This is a genomic window from Termitidicoccus mucosus, assembly GCF_038725785.1.
GTDB lineage: Bacteria > Verrucomicrobiota > Verrucomicrobiia > Opitutales > Opitutaceae > Termitidicoccus > Termitidicoccus mucosus.
The window spans coordinates 5,604,195-5,624,770 of sequence record NZ_CP109796.1; the positions used below are offsets into that span (position 1 = coordinate 5,604,195).

At 57.5% G+C, this 20,576-nt stretch carries 15 protein-coding genes and 1 pseudogene; 8 read left to right on the forward strand and 8 right to left on the reverse strand.

What is annotated here, in order from left to right:
• Positions 1-100: 100 nt before the first annotated feature.
• Positions 101-577, reverse strand: coding sequence for a hypothetical protein (locus OH491_RS19555; protein ID WP_068769990.1), 477 nt, complete (start codon positions 575-577; stop codon positions 101-103).
• A complete protein-coding gene (gene mobF / locus OH491_RS19560) occupies positions 574-3,435 on the reverse strand; it encodes a MobF family relaxase (protein ID WP_068769989.1) in 2,862 nt (953 codons plus the stop codon). The genes OH491_RS19555 and mobF overlap by 4 nt, the downstream gene beginning before the upstream one ends.
• A gap of 1,291 nt (positions 3,436-4,726) precedes the next feature.
• On the opposite strand from mobF, the gene OH491_RS19565 reads away from it, so the two are divergent.
• The 4 genes from OH491_RS19565 to OH491_RS19580 all read left to right on the forward strand — a co-directional run bounded on the left by OH491_RS19565 (position 4,727) and on the right by OH491_RS19580 (position 10,959).
• Positions 4,727-5,077 (forward strand): hypothetical protein, encoded by a 351-nt coding sequence (locus tag OH491_RS19565; RefSeq protein WP_084442087.1) that lies wholly within the window; start codon positions 4,727-4,729, stop codon positions 5,075-5,077.
• Positions 5,078-5,423: 346 nt separating this feature from the next.
• Positions 5,424-5,690 carry a hypothetical protein gene (locus OH491_RS19570; protein WP_334319238.1) on the forward strand — a complete coding sequence of 89 codons (267 nt, stop codon included), beginning with the start codon at positions 5,424-5,426 and terminating at the stop codon, positions 5,688-5,690.
• A gap of 116 nt (positions 5,691-5,806) precedes the next feature.
• Positions 5,807-9,142, forward strand: coding sequence for a type II toxin-antitoxin system HipA family toxin YjjJ (yjjJ, locus tag OH491_RS19575; RefSeq protein ID WP_068769986.1), 3,336 nt, complete (start codon positions 5,807-5,809; stop codon positions 9,140-9,142).
• Positions 9,139-10,959 (forward strand): hypothetical protein, encoded by a 1,821-nt coding sequence (locus tag OH491_RS19580; RefSeq protein ID WP_068769985.1) that lies wholly within the window; start codon positions 9,139-9,141, stop codon positions 10,957-10,959. The genes yjjJ and OH491_RS19580 overlap by 4 nt, the downstream gene beginning before the upstream one ends.
• Positions 10,960-11,328: 369 nt before the next feature.
• Here the strand turns inward: OH491_RS19580 and OH491_RS19585 are convergent.
• A pseudogene (locus tag OH491_RS19585) lies at positions 11,329-12,102 on the reverse strand (IS1634 family transposase); the annotation flags it as partial.
• 726 nt (positions 12,103-12,828) lie between these two features.
• On the opposite strand from OH491_RS19585, the gene OH491_RS19590 reads away from it, so the two are divergent.
• A complete protein-coding gene (locus tag OH491_RS19590; RefSeq protein WP_145928725.1) occupies positions 12,829-13,224 on the forward strand; it encodes a hypothetical protein in 396 nt (131 codons plus the stop codon).
• Positions 13,225-13,660: 436 nt separating this feature from the next.
• Here OH491_RS19590 and OH491_RS19595 read toward each other — a convergent pair whose 3' ends face one another.
• The 5 genes from OH491_RS19595 to OH491_RS19615 form a co-directional block, all read right to left on the reverse strand.
• The gene (locus OH491_RS19595; RefSeq protein WP_342750641.1) at positions 13,661-14,077 is read right to left on the reverse strand and encodes a hypothetical protein; all 417 of its coding nucleotides are present in this window, start codon (positions 14,075-14,077) and stop codon (positions 13,661-13,663) included.
• Positions 14,067-14,381 (reverse strand): hypothetical protein, encoded by a 315-nt coding sequence (locus OH491_RS19600; RefSeq protein WP_342750642.1) that lies wholly within the window; start codon positions 14,379-14,381, stop codon positions 14,067-14,069. The genes OH491_RS19595 and OH491_RS19600 overlap by 11 nt, the downstream gene beginning before the upstream one ends.
• Complete coding sequence (locus OH491_RS19605; RefSeq protein ID WP_342750643.1) at positions 14,378-14,896, reverse strand: hypothetical protein; 519 nt, start codon at positions 14,894-14,896, stop codon at positions 14,378-14,380. Before OH491_RS19605 ends, OH491_RS19600 begins: the two co-directional genes overlap by 4 nt.
• A complete protein-coding gene (locus tag OH491_RS19610; RefSeq protein WP_342750644.1) occupies positions 14,850-15,935 on the reverse strand; it encodes a hypothetical protein in 1,086 nt (361 codons plus the stop codon). The genes OH491_RS19605 and OH491_RS19610 overlap by 47 nt, the downstream gene beginning before the upstream one ends.
• A gap of 725 nt (positions 15,936-16,660) precedes the next feature.
• Complete coding sequence (locus tag OH491_RS19615) at positions 16,661-17,713, reverse strand: IS110 family transposase (protein WP_068769982.1); 1,053 nt, start codon at positions 17,711-17,713, stop codon at positions 16,661-16,663.
• Positions 17,714-18,180: 467 nt separating this feature from the next.
• On the opposite strand from OH491_RS19615, the gene ltrA reads away from it, so the two are divergent.
• The 3 genes from ltrA to OH491_RS19625 all read left to right on the forward strand — a co-directional run bounded on the left by ltrA (position 18,181) and on the right by OH491_RS19625 (position 20,576).
• Positions 18,181-19,422: a group II intron reverse transcriptase/maturase gene (gene ltrA, locus OH491_RS19620; protein ID WP_068769981.1), complete on the forward strand. Its 1,242-nt coding sequence runs from the start codon at positions 18,181-18,183 to the stop codon at positions 19,420-19,422.
• A gap of 115 nt (positions 19,423-19,537) precedes the next feature.
• On the forward strand, positions 19,538-19,903 hold the full coding sequence (locus OH491_RS28250; RefSeq protein WP_425429176.1) for a hypothetical protein: 366 nt from the start codon (positions 19,538-19,540) through the stop codon (positions 19,901-19,903).
• A 76-nt stretch (positions 19,904-19,979) separates the two neighbouring features.
• The gene (locus tag OH491_RS19625; RefSeq protein ID WP_068769980.1) at positions 19,980-20,576 is read left to right on the forward strand and encodes a type IV toxin-antitoxin system AbiEi family antitoxin domain-containing protein; all 597 of its coding nucleotides are present in this window, start codon (positions 19,980-19,982) and stop codon (positions 20,574-20,576) included.

Sequence of the window (20,576 nt, forward strand, 5' to 3'; positions counted from 1 at the left end):
AATGACAGCAGCAGATGAAGAAACATGCGCGTTTATCATGCCAGCAATACCCGCCATTGAATTGGAGATTCCTGCCCATTATGGGAAAACCCGGGGAAAATCATTTGGCCCGGAGCCTGATTTCCATGCTCACAATGACAGATTCCGCCGCATCATGAGTGTCAGCCGGCAAAAACTTTTCCGGCACCTCGCGCAGTTCGACAACCCGGTGCCGGGCGATTGAGTCCATCAACACGGCAAGGTTGCGTCCGCGCAGCGTGATTTCCCTCGGCCCGAAGACCAATCGGACTTGTTCGGTGAAACCCGGCGAAGCGTGTGTTGTCTGGGTTTCGCTCCCGGTGTTCGATGGAAAATACTCCGCCTCGATAAAGTAAGACCAGGGGAACACCCATGTCTTGCGGTTCCACTGGCGAAGCAACACACCCGGCTCCGTCGGCTTGTCCGGATGCGGCGATGACGGCGACGTCATCGGGAAAAAGTCTGCCGGAGTATCATTTGTTTCTCGGCCCGCCTGCGTGGACGAGCCGTAGCCGGCCTGCGCCCGCCGTTGTTTTTCAAGATGATCGGCCAAACTCATATTCTGATCCCCCTGTTAATTTTCGGTTGTTGAATGGATTGAGGCAAAAGGGGCGGAGCCACGCGCGGCGAGTTTGCCTGCGCCTGGGCCGTCCGCACCCACCGCATCACAGACTCATGACGCTGGGCTCGCTGCCCCTCGCGCAGCAATGCCTGCGTTTCCTCCGAAAATTCCGCGCAGACGGCATCCATCGCCGCCTTCTCCGGCGTGATGGATAGCGCCAGCTCGCGATCCGCCTCCCGCTCGACACGCATCCGCAACGCCTCCTTGTCCCCGGTGAGCACGAGCACATTCTTCCGCGCCCGCGAAATCGCCACATACCACTGCTGCGAGTTGGCGCCCACTGGCATCGCCTCGCGTTCGCCATACGAGGCGATCACGGTATCCACCGTTTTGCCCTGCGACGCATACGATGTCACTGCGTAGCCCGGCACGAAGAGTCTCTGTGATGGCGAAAGCGTCTTGCTCTTGCCGCCATCGTCGCGCACGCAAATGCGGCCGTCGCCCAACACTCGCTGCACCGTGACCAGTTCCCCGTTGCGAATCGCTGCGCCCTCCGCGGAACTGCCGTTGAACTTCATCTGCAACCGGTCGCTCCGCGCCAGTTCGATTTGTTGAGGTGCCGCGACGATGAACCGGTTTGCATAATCCAAACTCAGGGACGTTGTCTGTCCATCCTTGCGCAGCGTGATCCCATGCTCGTTGACTTTCACAATCTCGCCCCAGTCGCCGCGTCCGAACCGACCGTATTCGCGCACAAAAAACGCGCGCGCGCCCGCGCCATAAAACCGGGCATCGCGTTTCTGCGCATCCGTCAAATCCAACGACTGCCACGAGACCACCGGCACGCCTTCCCCGAGCTTGCCCGCATTTTTCAACTCGTCGCGAATCGCCGTGTTTAGCTCCCGCACCTCCGACCACGTCTGCGCCACCGCGAGGACTTTTTCCTTTCTCCCCAAAGCCGCGCAATATTCCCGTGCCAGTTTTTTCTTCAATTCCGCCGCATCCAGTTCGCGAATGCAGCCGAGCGCATCCAGCTTGTCGAACGAGGCCATCGTATCGCCCTTCGCCGCGGCCTGCACGGCCTCGCGATACGCCTTGATAAATTGCCTCTCCCTGCGCGTGCGTCCCAGTTTCGGGTCCTGACGGCGGATTTCCGCCAAGCACACCGGCCTCACGTTCGTGTTCTCCTCGATCACGCGCAATGCATCCGACGCCGCCACCGCCCCCTGCTGTCGCGTATCCCCCGACAGGATCAGCCGCCCATTGCACGCCTGCACCCGCTTCATAAGCGCAAGCATGTCCCTGCCGCCAATCTGACCGGCTTCGTCCACGATCACGACCGCGCGCGGCGGCAACTCCGTCCCGGCCAGCAAACGCGCCAGCGTCATCGCATTTTCCAAACCATCGCCGCGCAAGCCATCCACCTGTTGATGCTGGGGAGCAGCGACAACCACCGGGTGTCCCCTGGCTTCCAATCCGCGCGCCACCTCCCGCAATGTAAAACTCTTCCCCGTTCCCGCGCCGCCGCGAAACAAGGTCACAAAATCACGGCTTTCCAGAATCCCGCGCACGGCTCTGCGCTGTTCCGACGACAACGTCAACGCCGGCCGATGGTGTGCGTTCAACGCGTCATGCCGATTGGCGCCATCCTCGACCCGCAATGCAATCTGCAACTCCCGCGATAACGCCTCGCGCGAGGTCAGTTTTCGGCCATCCTCGGAAAAGACATATTCGCGATCCACGACGGCCTCTTCCAGCTCCGCCAGCGTAAAATTTCCACCGCGACCGCGCGCCAGTGAGACGGCCAGCAGCTCATGATCCGCCACCACCGATTTGCGTTCGAATAAATGCCCGTCCGCCCATGCCACCAATCCGGACAGGTCCGGTTTTTCGGTGAGCACACCCGGCAGGGGTGGCGGCAGCTTTTTAGGCGACATGGCCTCCAGCGCCGAGCGTTCGGACAAGGGCATTTCCGCCTCCCAGCGCGGTCGCAAGCGGTCCGCTACCGCGTCCTTGGTTTTGCGCTTTCTCCTGTCATGCGCCACTTGCTCGCGCAGCGCCTTTTCGGTTCCGATCAGTCCCTCCTCCGCGATGCGCTTTTGCGTCTCTGCATCGATTTGATGATGCCGCTTCGAAAACCGGGATATCACCTCTGCCGGGACTCCCTTGATCTCAAAATCACGCGCGTTGTTTTCGATCCGATAACCGAGCGAAACCAGCCCTTTTGCCAATTCATGATAGTATAAATGCTCGGCAAATTTCTGTGCCCGATACATGCCCGTCGCGTGCAGCGCCTTCCAGCGATCCTCCACCGAATCATACGTCGCGTTGAACAGGATGCAGTGCGTGTGCAAATGCGGATCGAGCTCGCGGCTCGTGTCATGCCGGAACAACGCCGCGATGACGCCACCTGTCACACGCTCGTCGTTCGCGCCGTCAATCCGCACCCGCGCCTCGGCATACTTTTCCAGTTCGTCCATCATTGTGCGCACCGCGCGGTCGTGCAGTCCGACAATCCGGGAATCCTGATGGAGCGCGACCACCGAAACCGACTTCGGCGGTGAAATCGTAAAGTCATAAAACACCCGCCGGTTCGCCACCGTGCGCGAACCCTCGCGCCGCGTCGTGTTGCGCCGCGCTGTCAGCCATTCCCCGGTTTCGGGATTCAACCCGTCGCATAACTTCTGAAACACGTCTTCGGTGACACGGCCCTCCAGACCAAGCATGGCCGCGCCCGCGCCGTGCCATTCGCCGGCCACCACATGCCCATCCATGTAGTAGTCGCCCACGGCCAGATGCTCGCGAAAGTAACCCTTCGCACTGGACAGCTTCAACTGCGGCTTCGGAGTCAGCATGACGCCTCCAAAATACGGATACCCACAGGCACGGCGGAACGCACCTGCGCTCCTGAACAGCCCGACGCTCTTCCCCTTGCGCTGCCGCGCAATGATGTTTTCCGGTGTTGCATGCCGCGTACAATATCACCAGCGGGCGATTTATAATAGGTGCTGAGTGGGTGTGAAATTTTCCCGCATTTCCCGTGAACACTGCGACGATACCATCAACTCAAAATGACCAGAGCAAAATTGCTACCACGGATTGGCGCCGCCCGGCGCAGAAATAAAAGCATGCCGTGCGCATAATAATTCATCAGTGTCCATCTACGGTTGAAAAATTCCTCATCGCCTTCATTCCGCTGCAAGACTCGTGAGCCCGCAAATATCGCGGTTCGCAACAATGCTAGACAATGGCCTCATTTCATTCGCGCTTATTTACGTTCATCCGCAGCTCTAAAAACTGGGCAATGACACAGGCGCGGCTCATAAACGCCATGACTAAGGCAACGACTCATCACTGCCTCACGTTTGTCGATCTGCCGTGATTGAGAATACGAGCAATGACGCATCCCGAATCACAGGCTTTTGCTCGCAGAGCGGACCAAAGAATTCCGGGAATGCCCTCCCTATAGTGCTTAGATTTTGGCCATCCACGATTCAGAAAACCGACTCGCACGAAGACACGCCGCGCTCTCCGTGCCTCCGTTTTGCGGCATGCCCTCGTGCCGGGCGGAAGTGACAGCGGCACGCACGCGGAGACTTGGGAGCGCTCCTCGTTTCGCTTCGCCATCGGCCCGTCGCGGACTGCGCATGCGCTCCAGATCCGCTCCGGAACCGAAGGCGCCGCTTCACTCCGGGCGGCCCAAGACTCCGCGCTGGCCGGGGGGCGATTTTCATTTGTACCGATAAAACCAAACTCGGGATGTCCCGATTGCGGGGAAATAATGAGGGAGACACCCATGACTGATTTCCCGGTTACGAAACGCCGGTGTGTTCATATGTTGATACCATTGAGTTTCTCGGTAAATTTTTCAGCCGCTTGGGTGGACGGAAACGATGCGATAAAATATTGGCGCATATTATCCGGGCAATTCTGCACGCAAGAACACACTGCCCGCCGTGTTCCCGAATTTTCGCACACCGTCAAGGTTGTCACGACTCGACCAAGCTCGCCGTGCTCCACCACGGCGGACTCGCATGCGCTCGCCCGCCTTTGACTTGGTGTGCCCCGGGGACGGCGGAATCGGGCAGCACCGATGACAACCCGGCACGATGCCGGAAACGGACGCTGTGCGATTCCGTACCAACCATGTCAAACGATACCGTTCAAAAGCCGCTTACTCCCAAACAAGCAGAACGCGCTCAAGCTATCACCTATCTGAAGGATATATACCTCAAGTCCGGCGACACCGTTTACGTCATCCTCCGCCATGTCGGCAGAACTGGAATGACCCGTTACATCGACCTCTATGCCATGAAAGATAACCACCCCATGCGCATTACATGGAACGTGGCCAAGGCACTCGATAGATGCTATGATCGCCGTCGCGAAGCCATACGGATTGGCGGCTGTGGATTCGACGTCGGCCACGACACCGTGCATCACCTCGCATGGTTGCTTTTTAATGATTGCGATGCTCTCACGCACTCCTGGCTTTGACCGACCAGCCGGTAAACCGCGCGCACGCGGCGGCGACATCGCTGCCGCGTTTCATGTTCGGGATGGTGCCATAGCCCGTATTATCGGCAGTCTCGATAGAACCGGACTGAGGCACGAGGAATCTGACATTCATCGCTGGAGAATTGCTGTCACAGTCCAGTCTGAAACCTCCTTTTAAAATGATCCACGATTTCGACGATGCGGGATGTTCCGAAGAGCTGCCGGACCCTGTCGGCTCCACAACCGAGGAACACATCAAGACGCTCCACAAGATGGAGGTGTGTATGTGTATTTCGGCCACGAGGGCGGGGAACTTTCCCCAACTGAAAGCACCGCGCTCATCGTCATGCACCAGTTGGAGGAACTGCTGGATTATCCCGACGAGGGCACCCCTGTCGCGATACTGCTGCACAGCGTCGCGTTGTTGTTGTCGTGCGATGATGGCCCCGTGCCCGTGCGCAGGGAAGAGCAGCATGACCTGTTTCGCACGGCCTACGTGCGCAATAGCTTTCTCAACAGTGAGGATGGCCGCGCGGCATTGCTTGCCAGACTCGATCTGTTCACGCAAAAGGGTCTAAGTCATCATCTGTGCAAAAATCTGTTCATTTTTTAAACCCGCATATCTGTTATGAATGATAAGTATTTGTGCAGATAGCCTGAAATAATGTGCACTATAAGCTTGAAATCAGTGAGATAACGAGTATATCTTATCTTTAAAATCTGTTCATAATGCCTCGCAATCGAAATCAAGAATTCGCCAAGCTGCGTGCCTTCCTTGCTGCCTGCGGAGAGGCCACGGCTTTGGAGATTGCGGAGGAATTCGGGGTGAGTCGGCCGACGGTTTCGCGACTGCTCGCGAGCTTGGGCGATGAAGTCACCATGATTGGGGCGGCCCGGCAGGCGCGCTATTCACTCCGGCGGGAGTTGGGAAAGATCGGCCGCGAGTGGCCCCTTTTTCGCGTGGATGAACAGGGTGCCGTCAATCCGGCCGGGACGTTGCAAGCGGTCCAGAATGGCTTTCGCCTGAGTCCGGTGCCGCCGATTCTGCGGAAGGACTACGGCGACGGCTTCTTTGCCGATTTCCCGTTCATCTTTGCCGACGTCCAGCCGCAGGGGTTCCTCGGCCGGGTACAGGCGCGGCAGGTCGCGGCGTCGCTTGGCGTGCCGGTCGACCCGCGCGAATGGACCTCCGCGCACATCCTCGCCTACTTGGTGACCTCCGGTCACGACATCCCCGGCAATCTGGTGGTCGGAGCGGAAATGGCCGAACAGATTCGGCGCGCGGGAACCGGCGTCATCGCCGATGATCTCCACACCATCATCGATCACAAGGAGCGCGAAGTACGCTATCCTGAACTCGCGGACCGCATTATCCGCGGCGAGACCTTCGGTTCCTCAGCCGGCGGCGAGCAGCCGAAGTTCGCCTGTTGGGTGATGGATGAAGGCAATCTGCCGCGGGCGGTCATCGTGAAGTTTTCGCCCGACACAAAGTCCGCGACCGAAACCGGACAGCGCTGGGCGGATCTGCTGCTCGCCGAATTCCACGCGCTAGAAATTCTGCGGGCGAACGGCATCGTCACGCCTGTGGCGAGGATCGTCGACGCCGGTTTCCGGCGGTTTCTTGAAATCACCCGCTACGACCGCATCGGCGGGCGCGGGCGGCGCGGGTTGATCTCGCTCGCCAACGTGGAGGCAGGACTTCTCGACGGAAAGATCAACACATGGGTAGATGCCGCCCGGCAGATGGAGGCCGACGGGCTGCTGAACGGCGCGGATGCACAGACGATTTGCCGCTTGTGGTGCTTCGGCACGCTGATCGGGAACAGCGACATGCATTTCGGCAACCTGTCGCTGTGGTGGCACGACAAGGCACCGCTCGCGCTGGCGCCCATTTACGACATGCTGCCGATGATCTTCGCGCCCTCAACCCAAGGCGAAATCGTCGAACGACCGTTCCCAATCCCCAACCGTGATGCCGCGCCTGCCGAGGACTGGGCGGTGGCCACGCGGTGGGCCGTGGCGTTCTGGAGTGCGGTGGTTGCCGACCTGCGGTTCAGTGAAACTTTCCGTGGGCTGGCCGCCAATGCGCTAGAACGGGTTTCCGCCCCGGTGGAGGCCGTGCAGGCGCCGCCTGCCGTCGGAGACGGCGGGGCCTTCGCGTCGTTCGCCATCCGTTTTCCGCATGTCGCGCAAGCGCTAACCGACCAAAAAAAAAAGACCAACCTCCGGCTGGAGCCTGACCCGGAGGGCCGGGCGGAATTGCGCCGGGAGTTGCAAAAGATCAACAGCACCAACCTGAATCTTGCTCCCGTCGTTCGCGATTTGCTGGATGGGCGCCTTGAGCCCGCAGAGTTTGCGGACTTCGGGCTACGCTCCTACCTCTACCTCGGAACCGGCGATGCCGTGCGTGCCTTCGCCGGGCAAATGTGGGCGGATGTGCTGGGGCAATGGGACGAAGCGGACCGAAAGGCCTTTCTCCAAGCCATTATTGGGAGAAGGCAGGATATCTTCGAAGCCCTCGACTTCGTGGCGGAGTCGTTCCGCCGCGTCCCGTTCACGGCCGAGGTGATGCGACCGTGGCTGGCGCACGCCCGCGAGAGGCTCGGCAACGATCTTTATCAGCGCGGATACTGGCGCTCCGTCGAGAATTTTGTGGCGCATTCGCCGGAGGAGGCGGTGCGAGTAGTGGCGCAATGGCTCGATGGCCGCCCGAGCGATCTGGAGCTGGGTATCCTTTCCCGCGTCCTCGCTTGGCTTCGTGCGTCTGCGTCGAAAAGCGAGGCGGTTCAGGCGGCCGTGGCCGCTCTCGACGCGCGCGTGCGCGCGAAGGGTCGTTCCGACTGGCGGGCGGTCTATCTGGATTCGTTCGCCCTGATCACGAACGCCCCCGTCCTCACGGAGAAGTGCGCCCTCGAATTGCGCGATGAGATTGCTGGCGAAGGCGCGGCGGAACTCACGGCCTGGTGCCATGTCCTCTGCTCAATCGCGCTGGCGGACCGCTTCAGCTGGCCGTGGGTCAGACGCGAAATGCTGGCGGCTGCGGAGACCGTGACACCGGATGGCAAATACTGGCTCGTGGTCGCGAGCACGTCGGCATGGGAACAGACCGGCGACACCGGCGAGATGACGCGCCGCGATTGGGAGCAAGTGTTGACTGCCACGCTACCGTTCGAAACCAAGCACAAGGGACTGTGGAACCGGTTGGAATCGTTCCTGCGTGATGTTTCGGAGCGGACTCCGGAACGTATCATCCCGCTAGTCGATGCCATCATCGCCAAGGCTGGCCCTGTTTGGCTCGCCGTCATGAGTGAAACCGAGGCGGAGAGTTTCCTCGCTAATCTCCGGACGCGCGAGTTGCACGAATCGCTTGCGACGCACCTGCTGCTGAGTGCGGACACCACGGCGCGCCAGATTGGGCTCTTCATCTTTGCGCGGACGTTTGTTCCCCGCCTGGCGCCGGAGGCACTGGCGGCAGCAGGGCCGGCCAAGCAAGAGATCATTTTTCGGGAGGCGCAGGCGACGATCATCGATGCAACCGCGCTGGGCCGGCTGCATATCAGCCTTGCCCAGGTTGTGGGAGGTTGGGAAGCCGTCCGTCAGGAGGATTTCCAAGCCGAGGTTGTCCACCAAGCGCTCAGCACCTCCGCCTACCGTGACACGATTGGTGATGCGGTCGCTGTGTGGCCCAAATTCAGGGACGTGCTTGCCAAAGTGGAGGATCTCTGGAAGAAGCTCCAAGCTGTGTCCCAGTCTGCGGCATTGCAAATGCGGGTTCCGGGTTACGACCGGGCGGTCGGGATGTTTCATCGTCGGTTCACCCGTGAAATTTCCCGGCAGGCGGCGGAGCGCTCGATCTTTTCACAAGTGGTCAAACACGTCCACCTGATGTACGGGCAACGGTGGCGCGTGATGCGCGAACAGGGACTTTCCGATGCCAGCGCCCTGCAGGCCACCTCGCACAATTTCGAGATCCCCCGCATGGAGTTCGTCGATCCGGAAGGACTCAACTGGAAGCGCTTGGAAGCCCGCCACCGCCTGCGTGAGTTGGAAGGAGGTCAGACATGAACCCGGAGCTGACCAAGACTTTCATTCAGCACTACATTGAGAGCCTCCACGAACGGACGCGGGATGAGAAGGCCGGTGCCAAGTGGGGATTCGACTGGATCATCTATAACTTGGGACTCGCGCTTTACGGCAAGCCGGTGCGGCTACCGTTCAGGCGGGGCGAGGAAGGGGATTACGCAAAGACGAAGACCGAGTCCGAGCAGGGCGTGGACCTTTCCTTCCTCAGCGAGGATGAACAGAAGTTGACGATCTTCGTCCTGAAAAAGGTGCCTCTCACCAATCGCAATTGGACGGACGCGGATTTTGATCGCGACCTCCGGATGGCGATGAACCCCGACCTCAAGAGCCCGCATCTCGTCAAGATTCGACAGGTGGAGGTCATTCTCGCATACAACAAGGACGAGGACCAAAACGGCCTTCGCGCCTACGAACTTTTCGTGGATAACGCGTCAAAGACGCTGGGGGGCGGCGCGACCCTGAGTTTCGCGCGGTGGAACCTGTCGGATCTCGTCTCGCTCACCTTGCAGCACCTGCTGAGTCCGGCACTCGTGCCTCAGAAGTTCTTCGGCCAACTCAATTATCTCTGCGCCCAAACGGCGGAGTTTCGCCATGGATCCGATGAATGGGAGCAGCAGCTTCTCCCGGCGTGGAAGCGTCTCCTTTCGGACCTCTTGGAGGAAGGCGAGATCGACCGCGCGGTCCCACTCGTGCCCGTGGTCCTGCTGATCGTCCGGCAGCAGGCCCGCGACAACCGCTCAATCCGCACGGGGATGTTCGACCTCACGGAGTGGGCGGCGATTTCCCTGTGGCGCGCCGCCGCGAAGCATGAATCGATCAAGAACCCCGTCGTCCGATTTTGGCTGCGGTTTTATCTGTTGGAGCTGCGCAGCTTCTATGAGGAGCAGATGCCTTTCCTGAGCACCCCGCAATCGATTGATCAGGTGACGCAGGGAAGTTTTGTAGGCACCATCGCCGCCTCCTACTTGGGCTATTGGCATGCTGGGCGGCTGGGCCTTCTCGCGCTCGGACTCGCCGAAGTCCTGCCGGATGCAACCCCGGAGGCGAAATCGGAGAAGGAGGCGCTCCTTCAGGAGGTTGCCCGCTGGATGGAGCAACTGATCCAGGCGAACACCTGCCTCTACCGACCGTTCCTCGATATTCAACACATCGAGGTGTTCCTCATCTTCCTCGTATTTTTACAAACCCATCGCCTGCTGTCGCTTGAGCGCTTCCTGTTGGAACTGGTCAACCGCCTCTATCTGCGCCGCATTGCTAATCGCGATCTCCCGTTTATCGACGCACACAACTCGCTGGAGAACGTGTTCGAGCAGGTGGCGACAAAGCCGGCGGCCCCGGTGGTAACGACTTCGAGTTCGTTCTTTGTCCTCATGCTGCTGGAGTTGAGCTGCGCCTTGCCCAGCCACGAAACGCTCCTCGCGCTGATCCACCGTCGTCTGGTCTTGGGTGCGTTCGACGAGGGCGACCCGGGGGGCAACGAGCCGCTGGATCTCATTTCGTGGATTGCGCCCGCGGACTGGGATCCGCGCATTTTCAGCGGCCAGCTCAACGAGGACGGCGAGTCTATCTCCACCCGACCTTTCTCGGATTCACGCGAGGCGACGGGCCGGGAGTTGTTCGAGGCCGTGCAGAAATTCGTTCAACTCACCCGGCAGCACTCGAAGGTTCAGTTCGTCCGCAACACTCCGATTGCCGCCCTCATGCTTGCCAGTCTGCGCTACGGTTCCCCCGTTCCGCCGGAACTTTGGAGAGCGGTTGTTTTCCCCGAATCACCGCCCGCGCCCACCCCTGCTCCATAAGCCGGAATCCATCGGCGCGCTGAGATTTCCACGACGCCAGAATGGCTCTCGTCCGAGAAACAAAGGCATGTCTGAGAATCACATCCCCCGAGTTCGACGGTCTGAGTGCAATCGGAATCGTCGAATACCCGTTCTCCTCTGTCTGCTATCTTTCGATGTCGTCATTAACCCGACTTCCGCAACTGGAGGGTTTTTGAAGGGTTACTGTGTTGATTTGCAATGGGTTGCGACAAAAGGTCGGCCCTACATCGGATTTTGCGGGGAGTGGATTTTGGGCGGGGCTTGCGGGGGCAGTTGCATGCCGAGTTGGGCAAGCAGCAGTTGTGCGTCCTTGTCGGGTTCGGTGCGGCGGAGCATGTGCAACTCTCTTCCGTCGGTGGTGACCACCAGCGCGATGACCACTTGCACGCAGTCTGAACGCCGGTCGCGCGAGTAGCCGAAGCGGCGCGGGTCTGTTTCGCCTTGCGGCACGTCGCACTCAAAGTAGGTGCTCGTCAGGTCGTAGAGCAATACGTCGTAGCGCGCGTCGAACAGTTCAGCCCAACGTTCGCGCAGGTGCGCGAAGAGCGTTTCCTTGTGCACGAGCAACAGGTCGTGGCAGCGATACAGCGTGTCGTCCTGCGCCGCGCGTTCGTCCAGGCCCAGGAGCGCATCGAGCGCGCTGGCGCGGAACCACTCGCGGTGCAAACGCCATTCCGCACCGGGCGAGAGCAGCCGGTAGATGACCAGTGTGCGCAGGACTTTTTCCCATTCGGTGCCTTCCCGCGTGCCGCCCAACCGCGGCGCAAAAAATGTATCCAGTTTCAAACTGCGCCACAGTTCGTCGGCCAGCCAGCACGCGCCCCATTGGCGCGGGCGTTCCAGCCGCAAGGCGTCGAGCTTGATTTGCACCACCGCCTCCGGGTCGGCGTGAGCAGGCGCGGCGCGGTCCGCGGGAAACAACGCCATCTGGCGATGCTTCCCGCTGCGCGGGTCGAAGACTGCCAGCGTGCGCTCCCACCCCGCCTGCTGGCAGTCGTTGAGCTCCCCGAGATACAGCACGTGCCGCTGCGCAACCTTTTTCCCGTAACGGCAGCTCTCCACCACCGACCAGCTGCGGTGCTCTTTCCCGTCCTTGCGGCGCGTGCGACACTTCAAATACATGCCGCCAAGTTTATACAATCTGCCGTCCCTTTGATAGAGGGTAGGTCGGCCCTACACGCACTTTTGCAAAAACGACCGCTACTCATCAATGACTTGCACCCCCATACACCTCAAAAATAACTCCTTTTACCCGCCAGTTGCGGAAGTCGGGTTAATGACGCGGACGTTCGCAACCACTCCTTTTGGGAGATCCTGCGCAGCGAAATTAAGCGCACCTCCGCCTCACCCAATTCCGGTGAAAACCACATCTAGTATCCAATCCTCTGAATTTCGAATCATGAATAACTTGGAACCGCATTAGGAGTTCTCGGCTGCGACTTGATTGCCTGCGCTGCCCCTTGACCGCCGTGGATTTTTGGCGACTACCGGAGTGTGTTCCTTGGAAACAAAAAATTGGGAGAGTGCCTGTGTATCACCTCCGCAGATGACACACAGAGAGCTTGTGTTTACAGATACGAAAAGCTGTCATTTCAGCATGGAAGAAGCGATCCCCATAATAAGTACCCGATCCCCCTTTTCTGTCGATTCTGCTGATATTGACGCGGCATTGTTTGCTCCGGGTCCCAAACGCCCGCGTGATAAATGGGTACCTGATTTGATGCGAAATTGGAGAAACAGTCCCAATCCTCACTTCGCATCCCTGCGCGCGCAGCTCTTTCGCTTTCGCTGCCGCCAACCCCAAGGTCTGGTCTCATTAATCTTCTAAACGGGCATGGAATTCACGAAATGGTTGCCCCTATTCATTGGACGTTTTGCGCACTTTTGGAATCAGAGACAGCGTCACCGAGTGATGCTGTTACGGTCGTTCCACTTGCTCGTATTCTTAGCCATGTATGGCAGCCTGTTCGTCTTGAAAGAATCTTTTCATTTCCAAAAAAATCCAAGCCGCCGCCGGTGCACCTTGAACAGGTCGAATTCCACGGAGAATTCTTCTATAGTGTCTCCGATGGCAACCATCGCTGCGAGGCTGCAAAAATGCGAGGAAATAAAACTATCTCCGCCATTATCGAATCAGCCACCGTAGTTAGGCCAGAAAATTGGCGAGTAACAGCTCGAGGACTTCGCAATATCAAAACTGGAAAATATCTGGTGAGGAGTATTGAGATTCGAGCAGCCGCATAATGGCTTGGCATCAGAAAAATATGACGAATGAGATGCACACACACCTCTCCAAACCGAGCATGCCCGATTCACGCCTTTTCCACGGCGCATCGAGTCAAAGGCGGGCGGAGCAGATGCGACGCACACCAAGGTGGAACGCCGCGCCGGTCGCGCGGCGTTCCACCTTGACGATGCGCTACACTTGGGAAACAAGCGGCGGGCAGACGTTCTTTGCCGTTAGCCTCCATTACACATGTAAAGACAGCTCCCAAGAATACTTGAGGTGCACCTGAAAAATCAATCTACTCACCAGTCCAATCGCTAGGAGGAGGCGGATTTTTTCACGTTCCATCGCGTTGTTTATAACTTCCTTTGCTATGTATTTGGAAAGCACCTTTGCACCTTCGGCGGCTTTACGTGTGCGCAAGTATAATTGCGCACACAAAAGGCGCATAAATTACAATTTATTCTTGAAGCACTTTTTGGTATTTGTTATATTTACCACCAATGTCGGCCCAATATGGCTTTCCATATCTTGAAGCATTGCATCAAGCTTGGAATCTTGACCAAAAAAATAGTCGTCTTTGCACTGGTCTTTAATTGTCCCCGCTCCAATAAAACGGCATGGAGATATTTGCATTATAGAAATCAACTCAGTTTCATGAATGCCAAATTGACTAAGATAAAGCTGTGGGACAAAGTACTGTTGCTTATTTTTTGCCATACTGCTGTTGATTATTGTAGCAGCGTTATAGGTAAAATAAATTACAAGGCATGTATTTGTATAGTTTGCAATTTCAATCACACGTCCGAGAACCATAAAGGAAATATCCACAACTAGAAAATGTTTTGCTACAATCTTATCAGTATGCATATTTTTTCAGCCTTTGATACCTTGTATCTTTATCCAAATCAGGGCTTTTTTTGGTAATCGCATTAAGACAATTACGTAAATCGAGAGAATCACGCCAAGAGGGCTCTCCAATAATAGAATCCAGTAAATCGAGTGCTGGATTAGGAAGATTTTGGAATAAACCCGATTTATCCAATTTGCTTAAAATTATCCCTGGATATCTGATTTCTTGTAACCAATCTTCGACAGCATTCAAGGCACTAGAAAATTCATTTGCTGCGGCAATGCTCAACCGCGTCAAGGAGACGCTTACTTTATCTGTCATATTATTGCGCGATTTAGGCCACAGTTTTTCCAAAAAGGCATAATGCGGTTAGTCCAGTAGTTTTCCTGTTGTCCTGCACTTTCAAGTGCCATTACAAGGGCTTGAGCAACTTCTTCAACGCCTTCTGTTGGCAAGGCATTGATTGTTTTCTGCAACTCTAAAATAGTGTAAGTTTCTGATAGTTCTAACGCTGTCCGAGTTAGAATTATTGCATATTGCCCTCCATATTTACCGAGTTCATTGTAATGCTGCACCGTTTTAAGAAATTGAGATTTGAACGCAGGCGCTGCAAATAGAGTTCGATAGAGTCGGGCGAACCGCAGAAATCCTATCCACGATTCTTTTGCCCTATTGTGACTCCTGCTCCAATCGAACAAAGGCAGTAAATAGTTTTCTGTCCATTCACGATCAATTCGATACAAGGAGATCAATCGCGATGCCAGCATCACTCGTGGGGTTGCCCCATCTTCACGTTTCTCCCGCATCGCGAAGAACCAGCGTGTAAACGCGCTCAAGGTCCTTTTTTGTAAGATCTTTTAATGAGACAAACGGTTTTCGAATGCGAAGGCGCTGAGCAATTTCAGGATAGTAGACCTCCTTTTGCTTCTGCATATTTGTCATCGCGGCCTTTATCGCGACAATTCGACTCCGCCTCCATTCTTCCGGCAATTTAGTTTTCAAGCGACGCTTCAGAATTGCGCGTTGCTCTATAAACCAATCGTGCGCTCCAGTCATTTTTTCCGATGCCAACTCTTCTCGCTTATCTATATCAAATCGATTTTTGAACCGTTCCGACCACATCGCAAAGGCCTGCTTTCGGGCCATGCCTACTGTTGATTCGACCAGTTCCTCAATCCATAGCTGAATTTGGCGTAAGTCAGACGGTGAAACAGATCCTTCTCTTCGTTCAATGATATTCTTTATTGCAGGGGGATTCTGGAAAAATGAAACATCTCCTCCAGCTTGTATATTGTGGTTACCGTGAATTGTCTGATTGGCCGCTTCCGAAGCTTTAGGTTGCGATATGCTAGTCGGTGCCGAACGGAAATCCATCAGCGCATGAGCAAGGTGTCGTTCGAATTCTTTTTTAAAAAATGCGTGCGATGCAAAATTCCAGCACAATCCCTCGAAATTAGTGCGAAGATTTTGTCGGAATTGCCACAGTAGATCAAATTGCGCTTGGTTAATTGATCCAGCTATTGCTTCTCGGTCCGAAAAATAGACCATAGCTTTCTTTCCAAGCCTAGTTGCCCGGCGAATTTCTTCCTCCGTGCCAGATCCGGCAATACCAGTTGGAGATCCAAATCGCCGCCAAAAAATTGCCACAATAATATCCGAATTATCAATTATCTGACTGTTGATGATGGCTTGCGGGCGATCTCCCATCTCTGGATGGGCATCCGAACTCCAGTGTTTGTCGTGCACCCATAAACTGTATCCCTCACTGTGATTACGATTCCATTGATTTACAACCTCGCGCCCAATTTCAATCTCTTTGAGAACATCACTTGGGCCACAAAAGGATAGTCTAATAAGATTAATGGAGGTTGGCATGGTAATGACAGAACAATTGCTACTTTTGAAAGAGTGGGCCGTCCAGACGAAAACCCTGCCGTAGCTTGCAGTTATTGATGGCTCAGCCGTTTGCTAAGCCACATCGCAGTCATACGCCTCAAATGCGACTGAGTCCGACAACAGAGTATGGTAAGCGACCGTTCGGGTACCCCGTAGTCGAGAGAGGAGGTGGGTACTAGATTTGAGGAATGATGCAAGTGGAAGCCGAGTTGATGACAGGCCGCGAGACCGGAAGAGGCGGCGGCGACTGACGAGGGAGCGTCGATCGGAGGTGGTGAAGGAATATCGAGCAGAGCAAGAGCAGGCTGACGCAGGCGGAGTTTGCGAGAAGAAACGGTTTGGTCTACTAGCCCGACGGCCGGTGGGCGCAGCCCGTCGGGGAGGAGGAAGTGGTGGTGGAGCCGCCTTCCATGAGAAGGCGTGTCGAGGGTAATATATAAAAAGGTTCACCTTTTTTGAAGATCTGGCTTGGGGCTGGCGGCTTTTCCCGATGGTCAGGCTTCCATACGCACTCGGAGTGGCGGCGTCAATCGGCCGCGCGGTGCAGGGAGGAATCCAAGGTGCTCGAGAAAAAGGCGGCCCTGCTTACTGATTAGCGCGTTGAGCGGTGACGCCCACGCTGGCGCCAGATCGCAGTGGCCAAAGGGATCAGACCTGGGTTGTGACGGGAAGAAAGTTGAAGTTGCGGGAGTGGAACGGGGGACTCAGGCGGCCTGCGCCAGGGGGGGCGGTTGCGGTTGGTAATCGGCGCCCGTTTTCCACAGCGCCAGCAGGGTCACGGCGAGCTTGCGGGCCACCGCGATGACGGCGCGTTTCTTCGCGGATTTGCCGCCGCGCGCCGCGATCCGCTCGCCGGCCGCGCGCAGCGCGCACGGTGGGCCGAAGGGGCCGAGGATATAATGCGCGCAGTTGACCAAAAGACACCGCAACTGCACGTGGCCCGCTTTCGTGATGCCCAGTTGCTTGTCGCTCTGCCCCGATTGATCCCGTCGCGGCACGAGGCCCAGATACGGTCCGACCGCGCGGGCGTGCGCAAAGTGCGCCGGCGACTCGAGCGTCAGCACGAAGCACAGCGCGGTCAGCGGTCCGACGCCCGGGATCTGCCGCAGCCGCTCGCTCGCCGGATAGCGTTCGCGCGAGAGCGTTTCCAGTTCCAGATCGAGTTGCTTGATCTCGGCATTGATCGCATCGACAGCGGTGAGGAGCGCAGCCACCAGCGCGGCGAGCTGCGCGCGGACTTTGCGCGTGAAGGCCATCGCTTTGATCGAGGAGGATACGAATACCCCGAGGCTTTTCAGCAGGAAACGCACGGAGTTGATCAGGTTGACCCGGTTGCGCACGAGCGCTTCGCGGACCTTCAATCGCACGAGCGCACGCTGCGTGTCTTCGCGGCGATGGCGAATCGGACAGAGCAACTTCGGATCCGCCCGGCCCAGGCGCGCCAGCATTTGCGCGTCCTCCCGGTCCGACTTCGTCTGGCTCTGCGAAATCGCGCGCAGCTTGCGCGCGTTGGCGACGATCACCGGGTGGCCGAGCGAACTCACCAGGCGCGAAACCCACGGGCTGTGCGTGCCCGTCTCCATGATGAACGTCGCCCCCGGATACCGCCCGCAAAACGCGCTCAGCACTTCACGCGTGTTCACGATCGTTTCCTCGGCGAGAATCTCGCCCGTTTCGTCGAGAATGCACGCGTGGTGACGGCGGTCCCCGAGGTCCAGTCCAATGGTCAGTTTTTCAACAGCGCTTTTTGTATTCATAAGGCGGAAGGATTATACACCCGCCTTCTCATTCCTACTGTGGACAAAAGCCATGGTCGTGAACGCAGAAGGAAAAGGCCCGATCAAACGGGTCAGATGGGTGACAGGGAGATGAACGCAAGTGAACCATCGCTGACGTGTCGTAACGTATCTCAGTTGAGGTCGAAACCGGAAGGGTGTGGTTGTCCCGGGATTGAGCAGGGGCGGGGCCTGTTCCGGACCCTGCGGCCTCCGGCATCAAGATGGCATGAACCTGTCACGCGGCGGTTGTGTGGAACGTGGGAACCTTCCGCACCGATGCCAACCGAGCGGCTCAAGCAGCAGCCCTGCGAGAGTCTGAGTAGGGAAGCGGTGCGAAGGGGCGGAACAGTCCGTAGTAGCGTTGAAGGCCCCGACAAAGGGCATGGAGCGAAGGGACTGTGTTCAGGCGGCTGGTTCGCGCGGTCAACCGGCAACGGGAGGAACCGTTGAGCCAGCCAGGATCGAAACCGTTCTGTATCTCCAAGCACCTGGTGCTGGAGGCATGGAAGCGCGTGAAGGCAAATCGGGGTGCCGGCGGCGTCGATGACGAATCGGTGCAGGACTTTGAGCGCAAGCTCAGGGACAACCTGTATCGCGTTTGGAATCGCATGTCTTCTGGTAGTTACCTGCCACCTCCGGTGCTGACGGTGGAAATACCGAAAGCCTCGGGTGGCGTGCGCAAGTTGGGCATACCGACCGTGGCGGATCGGGTTGCGCAGATGGTGGTGAAGATGCAGTTGGAGCCGGCACTGGAGCCGCTCTTTCATCCCGACAGCTACGGCTACCGGCCGCTGAAGTCCGCGCACGACGCGGTTCGGCAGTGCCGGCAACGGTGCTGGAAGTATGATTGGGTGCTCGATCTGGATATCAAAGGCTTCTTCGACAACCTCCCATGGGACCTGCTGATGAAAGCCGTGCGCAAGCACGCCAAGGACCCGTGGGTGCTCCTCTATGTCGAACGGTGGCTGCAAGTCCCGGCGCAGGATGAGCATGGCCATCTGACTGCGAGGACCAAGGGAACTCCCCAGGGTGGCGTCATCTCGCCGCTCTTGAGCAACCTGTTCCTGCATTACGCCCTCGATCAATGGATGGCCACGCATCATCCCGCAAATCCGTTTGAGCGGTATGCGGACGATGCGATCATGCACTGTCGGACGCAGGAGGAAGCCGAGCGCTTGTGCGCAGCGGTATTCCAGCGACTGGCGGAGTGCGGGCTGGAAGTAAACCTCCAGAAAACCAAGATCGTTTATTGCAAGGACGCGAATCGAAGTGGGAGCTACGAGCACGAGAAGTTCACCTTCCTCGGGTTCGAGTTCCGTCCGCGCCGCGCGAGAAATCGCCGCGGGGAATACTTCGTGAGCTTCATCCCGGCGATCAGCGAGAAGACGGCCACGAACATCCGGCAGGAAATGCGCCAGTGGGCTCTCCAGCGCCGGAGCGACAAGTCGCTCGTGGACTTGGCGAACATGTTCAATCCGCAAATCCGAGGCTGGATGCAATACTACGGGGTGGTTTACCGCTCGCGGCTCTACCGCGTGTTCAAGCCACTGGACGAAGCCCTCGTGCGATGGGCGCAACGGAAATACAAAAGGCTCCGAGGTCATCATACTCGGGCGGCGCACTGGCTGCAGAAGGTCGCGAAACGCGATCCGCAGCTCTGGGCGCACTGGGGTATCGGAGTCCGGTAACTCGATCTCTTGAATAGGAGCCGTATGAACCGAGAGGTTCACGTCCGGTTCTGGGAGCGCGCGGGGGGGCGATTCCCCCGCGCGACCCACCTGCCGCTGTAATCGTTAGGAGCAGATGCTCCGACGTTGGGGAGCGGCGATCCCGCGTTCGACCTTGTGCGAGTGGATCCACATTGGAGCCAACTGGTTGGAACCGATCTACAAGGCGATGCTGCGAGGCCTGCTCGAGGGCGACTACATCCTAGGCGGACGAGACGCCGGTCAAGTGCCAGGACCCCGATCAGACGAAGGCGGGCATCTTCCAGGGCTACCTCTGGATCGTGAGCCAGCCCGGCCGACGTGTGCTTTGACTGGCGCACGAGCCGCCGGCACGGCGAGCTGCCACGTTGGTCGAGGGTTTTGCCAGCGTGCTTCAGTCCGACGGCTACGAAGCGGTGCCGCGTATGCCGCGCACCAGCGCGAGCATCCCAAGGTAACATGAGGCGGATTTATGCTTGAACAATCACCCAATATTTAATTAACGTCGGCTAAAATTGAAAAGAGCCGACGAAAGTAAAATGACTCCAAATCTGGAGAAACTGGAGAATCTGCTGAAAACGCGGGGGATTCTCCGCGTCGGGGAACTCGCGTCGCTTGGCTTTTCCAAAAGCTATTTGAGTGAACTTGGCAAGCGGGGCCGCGCCCGTCGTCAGGCGCGTGGAATTTATGTCCACCCGGATGCTGACATCCCCGCCCATTACAGCCTCGCAGTGGCCTGCAACAAGGTTTCTCACGGTGTCATTTGTCTGCTCTCGGCGCTTCGCCATCACGAAATCGGCACACAGAGTCCAAGCGAGGTCTGGATGGCCATAGACCGCAAAGCCAGGTATCCAACGCTGAACTATCCCCGGCTGCGCATTGTCCGTTTTTCGGGGGAGATGCTTGCAGCCGGCGTCGAAACGGTTGAAGGCGCTTTTCCACTGCGGGTTTATTGCCCGGCAAAGACGATTGCCGATTGTTTCAGATACCGTCACAAAATCGGCATTGATGTGGCGGTGGAAGCCCTGAAAGCGGGCTGGCGCGAGCGACGTTTCACCGTGAAGGAAATCAACCACTATGCCCGGATTTGCAGGGTCGGAAAAGTAATCACCCCCTATATGGAAGCCATTCTATGA